At 65.6% G+C, this 11,913-nt stretch carries 3 protein-coding genes; 1 reads left to right on the forward strand and 2 read right to left on the reverse strand.

The window, feature by feature from the left end; translation table 11 throughout:
• Positions 1-198: 198 nt before the first annotated feature.
• Positions 199-3,546: an S-layer homology domain-containing protein gene (locus AB2385_RS00890; RefSeq protein WP_367653019.1), complete on the forward strand. Its 3,348-nt coding sequence runs from the start codon at positions 199-201 to the stop codon at positions 3,544-3,546.
• Positions 3,547-3,786: 240 nt separating this feature from the next.
• Here AB2385_RS00890 and AB2385_RS00895 read toward each other — a convergent pair whose 3' ends face one another.
• Both AB2385_RS00895 and AB2385_RS00900 read right to left on the reverse strand, forming a co-directional pair.
• Complete coding sequence (locus AB2385_RS00895; protein WP_367653020.1) at positions 3,787-7,695, reverse strand: S-layer homology domain-containing protein; 3,909 nt, start codon at positions 7,693-7,695, stop codon at positions 3,787-3,789.
• A 188-nt stretch (positions 7,696-7,883) separates the two neighbouring features.
• Positions 7,884-11,771, reverse strand: coding sequence for an S-layer homology domain-containing protein (locus AB2385_RS00900; protein WP_367653021.1), 3,888 nt, complete (start codon positions 11,769-11,771; stop codon positions 7,884-7,886).
• Positions 11,772-11,913 lie beyond the last annotated feature (142 nt).

Genomic DNA, 11,913 nt, shown 5'->3' on the forward strand with positions numbered 1-11,913 from the left:
TCGCCGGGCTACTGGACGTCTGAAACATGGGAGACACCTACACAAGCGGGGTCATGTGCCATCGGGATAAATAGGGAACCTCACGTGGGCTCCTCTCGTCTATTAGGAGACAGAGGAGTTTTCGTGTGCTTGCTGGAAACGTTCATGGTGGCCATTTGAGGGCATTTCTACAACCTGGTCAAAGGAGGCTACAGAGGAATGGGCTTGATGAGGAAGCTGACGTCGGCCCTGGTCGCATCCAGCTTAGTGCTCAGCCTGGTGGGCACGGCGCTTGCAGCCCCGACGCCGGCGGAAACCAACGCGGCCTACGAACGACTCGAGCACTACGGCATTGTGCAAGGCGTGTTGATGCCCGACGGCTCCGTGAGCCCGGCGCTAGACATGACCCTGACGCGTGCGCAGATCGTCACCATCATCGTTCGGGCCTTCGGCGAGGAGATGGCGGCCCAGATTCTGAAGGGCTCCTCTCCGTTCAGCGACGTGCCCGGATCGCACTGGGCGTCGGGTTACGTGGCAATTGCGAACACCATTGCCACCCAGAAGGGTTTCCCGCTGGGCTACCCGGACGGAACCTTCCAGCCTGAGAAGACCGTCACCGGTATTGAGGCCCTTACCTTCGTCATGAAGTTCCTCGGGGTTCCCGTTGGTACCGGCGCAAACTGGGTTCAGGACACGATCGCTTCCGCAGTGGCCAATGGTGTGCTGACGGCGGATGACGTCGCGAAGTATCTCGACAATCCCAACGCCCCGGCCACCCGCGGGCTGGCGTTTGCTCTGGCAGACAATATCTTCTATAACTACAGCGGTGTAGATGGTACCACTGTATACAAGCGGTACCACGACAACGAGGCCCCCAGCATCACGCTGAGTCCTCTTCCTGAGAACACGAGCCAGTCCACGATTACTGTGAGCGGCAAGGTCAGCGGCGACTATTACAGGGTCTACGTCGGTCCCGACCCCGTGACGGTTGCGGCGGACGGCACGTTCAGCAAGGTGGTCAGCCTGAATCCGGGCCGGAATGAGATCGAGGTGAGCGTGCAGGACCTGGCTGGCAACGTGGCTACCGCGACGGCCACAGTCACCCGCGGCTCCGGTACAGCGAGCAAGATCGAGGTGAACCTGCCTGACCGCAACATCAAGGCCGGTTCCACGGTTGACCTGGGTGTTCGGATCGTCGACGACGCCGGCGTGGACACGGGCATCAGCGACTATGAGGTCACGATCGGCGGTGACATTGGCACCTATGAGGACGGCAAGTTCACTGCCGGCGGTAAGCTCGGCAGTGGCACGATTACGGTCCGGTACGGCGACCTGCCGCCTCGCACGGTCAACGTGACCATCGTCCCCGGCGACGTGGCCAAGGTGGTTCCGGCCAGCCCCTCTGTGGCTCCCGGCCAGACGGTTCGGCTGATCGCCACCGACGAGTTTGGCAACGCCATTTCGGGCGCCACGTTCAGCGAGGACTATGCTGAGGCGTTCATCGAAGGCGACCAGTTCATCGCCACCAAGCCCGGGCAGTACACCGTGACGGCTACGAAGGATGGCAAGACGGGCACCGGTGTTGTGGCCGTGTTTGGCGAGCACGCCGGCTTTGCCATCGAGACGGAACAGCCTCTGGTGGCCAACGACTCGTCCGAATACACCATTTACGTGTACGCCGTTGACGAGGGCGGCAACAAGGTCACCACGTTCGAGGGCGACGTGACGCTGGAGTCCAACGTGGACATCGTTGGCGACAGCACTGTTGAGGCAGAGGACGGCGTGGCCATCTTCAAGGTGGTCGTGCCGTACGGTATGGACGGCCTGGAGGCGGAGTTCCGGGCTTACCACGACACGGGCGACGAGGTGTTGGAGGGCACCGCCACCTTCGAGATCGCCAGCCAGGTCGCCAAGGGGCTCAAGCTCGAGGTGCCCAAGTACCTGGCCATCAACCAGCCCGCCTTCGAGGGCGCACTGCGCATCGTCGATCAGGCTGGCAACCCGGTGGAGTATGGGGATAGCTATGAAGTAACCCTCTCCATCTCCGGTCCGGCGTATTTCAGCGACGGGACCAAGGAGATGCGCATCGACGCAGCCGGTACGGTGTACTTCGAGTTGGAGCCGGTTGACCGATACACGGAGGGTACCATCACGATTCGGGCCACCGCCCCGGGTCTGCAGAGCGCCAGCGCCCAGGTCGAGGCGGTCTACGCCATGGCGCCGCGGAGCATCGTGCTGACCCCGGTCACGGAGAAGCCGGTCGAGGTCGGCAGCGACGCGCCCTACGAGTTCAAGCTGGGCCTGATCGACCGCAACGGCGTGCCCGTCAGGGCTGACGACGACCTGGAGATTGTGCTCACGTTCGACTCGAGCAAGGCAGATGAAGACCTGGTCGTCGCCTACGTGGACAAGAATGGCGACGACGAGACCGTGACGGTGGAAGACCGCAAGGCCACCGTGCTCTTCGCTGAGGGTCAGAGGGATCTGCGGGTGCGAGTCTGGTCTGAGACCACCGGCAGCATCAAGGTGACCGCGTCCTCCACGGGGCTCGTGAGCGCCACCGGAACGGTCGAGTTTGCAGCCGGTGACCCGGCGAAGATCGCGTTCACCTACGACCGCGACACGCTGGGTGTGCTGGGCAACAGTGAGTTTACCCTGACCGTTCAGATCAAGGACGAGAACGACAACGACGTGGCGAAGTCCGGCGTAAAGGTGACCTTCGAGGCCACGCCGTCCAGCTACGCCAGGCTGAACGGCTCGTACCGGGCTTACACTGCGACGACCAACGCGCAGGGCCAGGCGTCGGTACGGGTCTACCTCCTGCCCTACGAGGACGAGTTCACCATTCGGGCGAGCGCAACCCTCAACGGTAGCGAAGTGTACGATGATGTGACGCTCGAAATCGTGCCCTCGCTGGCCCGGTCGATCAGCGTTACCACGTACACCGACGAGGGGAACCGCAGCACGGTCAAGGCCGGCGACACGCTGCAGGTGCGGGCCACGGTGACCGACAGCAACGGCGTGAAGTGGGTCGGCCCCGCATTCGAGGATCGGCTGGTGCTTGAGGGCTTCAAGGAGGACGACCTGCTCTGGGGTCCCACGCCCTTCGTGTGGAATGAAGAGGGCAAGTACTACGAGGCCGAGGTCGCCTTCAAGAAGGCCGGCTCCTACAAGCTGGCGGTTGTCGATGACTACAGCCTGACGAAGGTGTCGGGCTCCCGCACCATCACCGTGACCGGTGGGCCTGCTGAGAAAGCGGGTTACGTCGGCAGCACGCCCATCACCTACAAGCGGAATGAGCCCAAGGAGTTCGTCATCAACCTGATCGACGAGTTCGGCAACAAGGCTTCTGCCAAGGACGAGAACTACCGGTTTGAAGTCGAGATCGAATGGGACAACGGCTCGTACGGCTTGATCCGGGACACCGCCACCGGCGGCGGGCTGCCGAGCGCCACGTACGAGATCCGGAAGGGCTCGACCTCGCTGCGCCTCTACTTCGTCACCGATGCCACCAAGGGACGGCTGATCATCGACGACAACGAGTACGAAATCCGGTCCAGCGACTAAGGCCTGAGAAGCAAGGAGCGAAGCCCGGCTTCGCTCCTTGCTTATTACTTCCGCGGCATCACAGGAGGCCAGAGGGCCCCGTGCGGGGGCCTCGAGCGGCCGCATGCTTACTGTCGGTGCCCGCGGAGCAGGCGCTGATTGCAGTGGATAAAACGCGCAACCACCAGCGGGAAGAAGCCGGGAAACAGTGTCAAAAAGCGAAGCCCTGGGGCAACCCCAGGGCTTCATCGCTGAGTCAGGTTACCAGATCACCCGCAGATCGCGGTGCGGCACGGGCGCCACGTCCCAACGCTGGTCACCGGCCGTCACTGTCAGCCAACCGGCCTCGGTCTTGACGTAGACGTTACGGGAGTACTCGTCCATGTTCTGCTCAAACTCCGCCACGGCTTCGGCTGCCCACTGGAACTCGATGCGATCATCCTCTACGGTCACGTTGGCGTCGCTGAAGTCGAGCACCTGCTGACCGCCGGCCAACACCGGATCGCCGTTCAGGTACACCAGGCTGAACTTCTCCTCGGTCACCGAGGCGTTCGCAAACGGGCCGTGGATGACCAGCTTGTGCTCGCTGGGCACGTACTCAACCCAGCCGACCTTCACCCTCAACTGCACAGGCGCCTCGGCCACAGGCAGGTTGCGATCACCCGAGTTGTTGAGCCAGCCGGCGGCCGCGGTAAGCGTTTTGTCGCTCTGCAGGATCTTGTTCACCAGGTCCTTCGAGAGGTTGGGGATCGTGGCCTGCGTCGAGCTGGTGGCGGTGATGGTGGCGTTGCTGCTGCTGCTCAAGGCATGGCCGCCGACGCGGATCAGGCTCGGGTAGATGCGGCCGTGATTCAGGCCAACGCCCTCCAGGTAGAGCCGGCCGGTGCCGTCGGCCTGCACCTCGAGCTCAGCCCGGGTGATGTGGCCCGCAGGACGCACATAGTTGTCGTCCAGCCGGGTGTCCTCAGGCGCCACCTGCCCGTCCCGGACGTACCAGCCCTCTTCAGCCACGAGCCGGACGCTGCCGTAGAGGTCCTCGGACGTGAGGTTCAGATAGGAGATGTCGCAGGTGAACGAGCCGCTCTTCAGCGTGCAGTCTGCGCCGCCCAGGATGCGGTACTCGCCGGTGGTCAGGCTCTCCAGGTACAGGAGATAGGGCCGCAGTTCACCGGCCGAACTGACGCCGGAGGCCGTGACGGTCAGCGTGGTCTTGTTGACGGTCGAGTCGCCCACCTTCTGGGTGGTCGTCGTCCAGGTGACCCGGCTGATATTGATGTCGACCCTCTTCTCGACGACAATCTGCTGCGACGAATCCCACGGGTAGGTGTCAGACCGCTCGCTGTCGGCGTAGCCGTTGTTGACTACGACGTAGTACCGGCCCGTGTCGGGCAGCTTATCCTTCGGGATTTCCACGGTAACTTCGCGGTCAGTTGGGGTCAGCAGACCGGAGGCAAAGACCGGAGTGGAGCTGCCGCTTCTATACACCTTGACGTAGACTTTCGAGCTGACATTGCCGACCCTGATGACGAGGTTTTCATCGTCCATCGTTACCCGCATGGGATCCCTGCTATAGTCTCCATAGGCCGCTTCGATAGTCGGCTTGGCCGGCTTCCCCGACACGGTGGTCAGCTTCAGCACGACCGACGCACCCTGCGCCTCGCTTGAGGTGATCGTCCACTCGTCGGTCTGGTTCGCATACAGCGTGCCGGTGCCGTAGATGGTGAACTCCGCCACGCCGTTGTTGAACCGAGCAGTCGCCAGACTCGAGGTGATGCCATTCACCCGGGTGGCGCCGTTGTCGGTGGTCTTCTGCAGCGTCACAGAACCGCCCGTAATGGGAAGCCGGCCGCTGTCCTTCGCCACGGCGTAGACCCGGACCTTGGCGCTGCTGGATGTGCTGGCGGAGATGATGGCTTCAATGGTCTGGGCGTCCACCGAATTGCCGCTGATCTTGCTGCCTGCGACCTCGACTTCCACCGCCAGGGAGTCGTTCTCACCGGCATACGTCGCCGTGGCCTCGCCCTTGAGGGAGGTCGCAGACGACGCGGGACCGATGTCGCCGTTGTCGGCCACGGCCTCGCTGGTGCTGCGGACGCCGATAACCTTGACGGTGACCGTGCCGCTCTTGCTGTAGGTCAGTACGAGCGTCGCAGAGCCGTTACGAGTCCTGGCGACCACACCGTCTTCGGCCTTCGCCGCCGGCACAAAACCGGTGTCGCCAATGGTGATCGTGACACCCTCGGGCAGGCCGGTATCCTCGTTCAGTTTGTCATTGTTGGAGGTGACGGCCTCCACCTGGAAGGCATAGCTGCCCTCCTCAACCCGGTTGCCCTGGCTGTCGACCACGTTGACCCGCAGCTCGATCGGGGTCCCGGGGAAGCGGGTGGCATACGCGCCCAGGATCTCGAACTTCACCGGCCGCCCAACCTGAACCTCCTGGAACCGCAGCTGGACCGGGATCACGCTGTAGGGCTGGCCGCTGGTCACGATGCCCCGCACCGTCACCGTCTCGGCCTCGACGCCCGGGGTCACCGTGGCCTCGGCCGAGCGGCCGCCGGCGGCGATGGTCACCGTGCGGGTCACGGTGGCCTCGTCAGAGGTCACGTCCAGCTCGATCACGATGGCCTCGCCGGTGGTGTTGGTCACCGGGTTGCCGGCCTCGTTCTGCAGTTCCACCTTCAGCCGCACGGGCGTGGCGCCGTCGGCCTTGTACGGGCCCTCGGTGGTGGGCACCAGCACGATGCGGGTGCTGCTGGCGAAGGTCACATCCACGGAGTCGCTGCTCAGCCCGACGGCCGTGGCGGTCACCAGGTAGGTGCCGACCTCATCGGCCTTCACCTCGAACGTGGCGACGCCGCCCCTGGTCTGAGCCACCGGATTGACGATGGTCAGGCCCGAATCCCGGCTGGAGAGGGCGACGTTGCGGCCGCCGTCGTGCGCCACCAGGTTGCCCTCGGCGTCCACGATTTCAACCTCGATCTTGCCGGTCTTGCCGGCCGTGAAGGCGCCCGCCTGCACCGGCCGGATGCGCAGCCCCGCAGCCTCCGCAGCCGGGCCGAGCACGGCCACCTGGTGGGTCTCGCTCACGCTGCCGCTGGAGAGGGTGATGGTGGCCACACCCGCCTTGCTGCCGGCGGTGAACTTGCCCGTGTTCACGTCAAACGTGCCGAGGCCGCCGCTCACCGTGGCCGTCAGCAGGCTGTTGGGCATGGTGCGGCCCTGGGCGTCCTTCGCCACCACCGTGAGGGTGATCGACTCGCCCGCGTTCACCTGCGTCGGGCCGCTGATGGCGATGGAGGCCACCTCTCCGCCCTGGGTGACGGTGATGGTCTGGGTCGCCACGTTGCCCGCCAGGTCATACGCCTCGACGGTGATGGTGTTCGGGCCGGGCTGCAGCGGCACCACGGCGCTGAACTGTCCGTTCCCGTTCTGGAAGACCGCCCGCGTACCGTTCACCAGCACCCCGTCGGCACCGACCGCCGTGCCCGCGATGGTCACCGACTCGGCCAGGGTCGCCTCCGGGATGGAGCCCGAGAGCACCAGCTTCGGGGCCTCGCTGTCAAAGTACTTCTGGGCGAGGGTCTTGCCGTCGGCCAGCGGCAGGGTGGTCATCGCCAGGGCCAGCGACTCGAAGATGACCCCGCGCACCGCCGGCTGGTTCGCCAGGGCCTCCGCCCCGACGCTGGGGGCCAGGCCCAGGTCCGCCGCGGTCCGCATGATGGTCACGGGGTTCCACGGCGTGGGCTCGCGGCCCACCATGCGGAGCAGGATGGTGTACACCTCTGCGTAGGTGATGTTGGCGTTCGGGTCAAAGGTCCGCTCGTCGCGGCCTTTCAGCAGGCCGAGCCGTGCGCCCAGCTCGATGTAGCCGGCGCCCCAGTGGCCCTTCGAATCGTCGAAGCGCACCACGCCGGCCAGCATCGGCGCCAGGTCCCGCTGGCCCATGGCCGCCACGGCGATCTTCGCCAGCTCGGCCCGGGTGATGTTCTTGTCTTCGTTGATTCGCCCGTACTCGTCGCCTTCCACGATTCGGTACTGTTTCAGGAACTCAATCGCCTCGTCCCGTGACGAGGGGCCCACCGGTGCGGCGAGCGCCGGAGCCAGGGTCGAGATCAGCAGAGCCAGGCATACCAGCGTGGCCAGCCAAGATCTCTTGAAGCCGCTTGACATCGTCCGCCATTCCTCCTTGGGCAGTAGTGAAGACCCCAGTGAACCCGAAACCCAAAGCCGATACCCCGCCGGGTGGAGCCAAGAGCCAGTTCGCCCACCAAAGAGATTCCACGGCAGGCGTGAAATCCCTGTAATGTGCGGCGCTCTCTGCGCTCCACCCGGTCAGGGGAAATCTGGCAGCCGTTGTCTCACTTCGAGGGCACCGTGAACTGCACCGAGTAGTCGGGCAGCGGGAGCACCCGGCGGCCGGCGGCGTCGATCAGCCAGCCTTCGAGGGTGTTCATGTAGACCACCCGGCCGCTGAAGCGGCTCACGAGACCCTGCGCGTCGTCGGGATGGAGCTGGATCTCCAGCGTGTCCGCCTTCGGGTTGGTCACCGCCACGGGGGTGTTCTGCGGACGCCAGCCCTCCTGCTTGGTATTCAGCCGGAACTCCAGTTTCGTGGTGTCGACCGTCGCACCGTTCAGGTTGCTGCCCGTAAGCCGCAGCACGCCCGCCGCCCGGTCGTACTCCGCCCGGGTCACCGTGGCCCGGCCGTAGACCGTCACGCCGGCAACGGCGCCCACCCGGTTGGCGCTGGAGCCCGACCCCGTATACACCCAGCCGGCGTCGGCCACCACGGAGAGGGTGGTTCCCGTCAGGTTCTTCAGCTTTGCCACCGTGTCGTTATGAAGCGTCACCACGATCTGGGTGTCAGACGGCGTGGTGGCCGTCTTGTCCTTGCTGGTGAGCTTCACCGTCTCGGTGCCGTCGCTGATGCCGATCGCCGGGAGGCTGAGCGACCCCTGGCGGAAGCCCTCGCCGTAGAGGTAGAGCCGCTTGCCGTCCAGGTCCAGCGCCGCCTCGGTGATGGTGGCCATCGGCGTCAGCGGCGCCTTCGCGGCCGCCCGGGCGACCTGGGTGCCCTCCTTGTTGGTGAACCAGCCGGCGTCGGCCTCCACGTAGACGTTCGCCCCGTAGAACCGCTCGGGCGTGATCTGGCCGGCCTGGCCGTGCAGCAGGATCACCACGCTGGAGGAGGAGACCGACTTGACCTCCACCTCGCTGGGATCGAGCCACACCACCTCGTTGCCCTTCACGATGCGGATCTTGCCGGGGTCCACCGTGCCGCCCGAGGCGGCCTTCACCGAAAGCGTCAACCGCCCGTCCACCGCATCGTAGGTGGCGCTGTTCAGCTTATAGCTGTCGTTGTACTCAACCACCGTGGCCTTCGTGTAGTCGTCTAGCGCCAGGGAGCGGTAGCTGTCGCCGGCGCCGTTGTTTACCACGACCTCGTAGTAGTAGGTGCCGGGCTTCAGCGCGCTCCGCGGGATGCGGATCGTGGGCACGCCGCTGGCCAGATCGAACGCCTCGCTGGTGAAGAAGGGCTTGGACTCGCCCTTCCGGTAGACCTTGGCGATCACGTAGTTGGCCGGCTGGTCGAGGTTGAGCGGATCCTGGGTGGCCAGGGTGATCTCCATGAAGTCGGCGTCAGGCCCCACGTAGCCGCCCACGGGCGAGAGGCCGCCGCTCTTCACGCCGTGGATGGCGATCACCTGGGGCGCCGGGGGCGCCTGCTTGTTGACGGCGATGGTCAGCGGGGCGCTGGTCATGTTGCCGACCTTCACCTGGTACTGGTCCCAGCCCACCTCGCCGGTGGCGTGGACGGTGAACTCCGCCACGCCGTTGGCGGTCAGGCGCCGGTTGGCGCCGGTGATGCGGGTGACGCCGTCACCGCTGGGCAGGCGCTCCAGGGTGGCGTACTCCTTGTAGTTGGGGATGGGGTTGTTGTACGCGTCCACCACCTTGGCCCTGACCGTCAGGTTGCGGGCCTTGTATGCCGCACCGCCGGGTTGGTCCTTGCCCAGGTCGGAGTCTACCGTGAGGATCACCTTGGCCGGGGTGCCGACGAAGGAAATCTCCTTGGTGGGGGCGTAGAAGCCCAGGCTCGAGGCCGCAGCGCCGAAGCCGCTCTCGCTGTTGTAGGCCTCGTAGGTCGACTTCACCGGCACCGGCGTGATCCGCACCGTGCCGCTCCGCCCGTAAGTGAGCCGGAGCTCGGCGACGCCCTTGTATGTGCGGCCCACCACCGACATCGGGTCGTGATCGGGGTGGGAGTCGGACAGGCCGTCATCGACCGGGTAATAGCCGGAGTTGGGGAAGCTGAGGGTCACGCCTTCCGGGATGCCGCCCAACAGCCGGTCGTTGTTGCTGGTGCTCAGCTTCAGCTGGAAGGCGTAGGAGCCGGTGGTCACCACCCGGTTGGAGCTGTCCAGCACCCGGACGGTCACCTTTACCGTGTCGCCGGGCTTGGGGTTGCTGGGGCTGAAGGTGATGTCGAACCGGGAGCCCGTCATGCCCTGGTCCACCGGCAGGGAGAGGGTCTGCACGGAGTACTTGTGGTCGCTGATGACCTCCCCGCGGATGGTGGCCGTGCCGGGCATCACGCCGGCCACGAAGACCGCATCATTGCCGCTGGAGTTGGAGCGGTCGGGCGGGATCGAGATGAGGTCGTTCTCGAAGTAGCCGTCCGTGCCAGACTCCGTGAGCCGGATCAGGATCTCCCTGCCGGACCGGTTGGTGATGGACTTGCCGTTCTCATCCACCAGTGCCGCCCGGATGGTCGCCTTGGAGGAGCCGTCGGGCTTCAGGGACTTCGGGGTGACCGTAAGGGTGATCCGGGTCGACTCCAGGAACTCCACCACCCGCTCGGCGCCCTGGAGCCCCGGCGACGAGACCTCGAGGGTGGCTGTGCCGGTGCGGCTCGCCTTCAGGGTGAAGGTGGCGACGCCCTTCTCGGTCTGCACCGTGCTGTCTTCCACGGTGAGGCCGCTCATGCCCGACGTGCGCAGGGTGATCGTGCGGAAGTAGTCGTCGGTGACCACCTTCCCGTTGGCGTCCAGCACCCGGACGGTCACCGTGACCTCCTTGCCCACGGCGGGGGCGTTGCCCTTGTTGATCTCGAGGATCTCGAGGGACTCGGCCTTGTCGGACGGGCCGTAGACCTGGAAGGTGTACGTGCCCGTGGCGTTGCCGGACCGGAGCGTGAGGGTGCCGCGGCCGGTCTTGTCGGTGGTGGTGATGGTCATGGTGCGGGTGTTGAACGTGGCGAGCCCGCCGGAGACCGTCGCCTCCACCTCGTCGAGGGGCAGCGCATTACCCCGGCTGTCGGTGGCCGTAACCTCCAGCCGCTGGCTGCTGTTGGTGGGGAGGATGCTGGGCCCCTGGATGGTAATGCGGCTGACGACGCCCCTGCGCTCGACCGTGACCGTGTCCGTGGCCGTGTTGCCGGCCCGGTCGACCGCCTGCACCGTCACCTTGTTCACGCCCAGATCCAGCGAGACGGAGTGAGAGAACTCCTTGGTCTCGGGGTTGTAGCTGGCTCGCTCGCCATTTACCAACACCTGATAGGCCCCCACCGCCGTGCCGGTGACCGTGACCCGGGTGTCGGCGGTCGGCGTCGTCACCGGGTTGACATACAGCTCAGGCGGTTCCTGGTCGATGTGCTTGCGCAGCAGGTTCGGGGCGTCGCGCAGCGGCACGTTGACCAGGGTGTTGGCCAGGGACCAGAAGATCTTGCCCCGGACCGCGTAATCCCGGGCGCCGACGCCCGCGGGGGCGATGGCCAGGGCCCGGCTCCTGTCCAGGATCACGTCCGGATTCCAGGGGCTGGGCTCCTGCTCCACCATCCGGAGCAGTACCGTGAGGACCTCGGCATAGGTAATGCGGTCATTGGGCCGGAAGAGGCCGGAAGGATCGCCCCGCATCAGCCCCATCCTGTGGGCCAGTGCGATCTCGCCGGCGCCCCAGTGGCCCACGGCGTCCGGGAACGGGACCGCGTCGCGCAGTAGCGGCGCCAGGTCGGCCATGCCGTACGCCCGCACGAAGATTGCCGCCGCCTGGGCCCGGGTCAGCGGGTCGCCCAGCCGCAGGTTGCCGTCGGGGTCGCCCAGGACGATGCCGTACTCTTGCAGCAGTGTGACCGCCTCGTCTTCCGAGAGCTCCTCGGCGGCGGCTGCCGGCCGGGCCGGGCCCAGGGTGAGCAGCATGGCCAGCGTGAGGAGCAGCGCGACAGACGAGCGAAGTCGTCGTAGCATGAGTGCTGGTTACCTCCTTTCGGCTCGCTTCGGCCCGCTGCGAGCCAACTTATTAGACGCCTCGTAATCCCCCGATGGTTGCATCAGGAAGGCTCAAACACTTCATTTTCCTAGGGAACCGTGCGTCCCCCATCGCTGGATA

Source organism: Symbiobacterium sp., assembly GCF_040797425.1.
In the GTDB taxonomy this organism is placed as follows: Bacteria; Bacillota; Sulfobacillia; order Symbiobacteriales; family Symbiobacteriaceae; genus Symbiobacterium.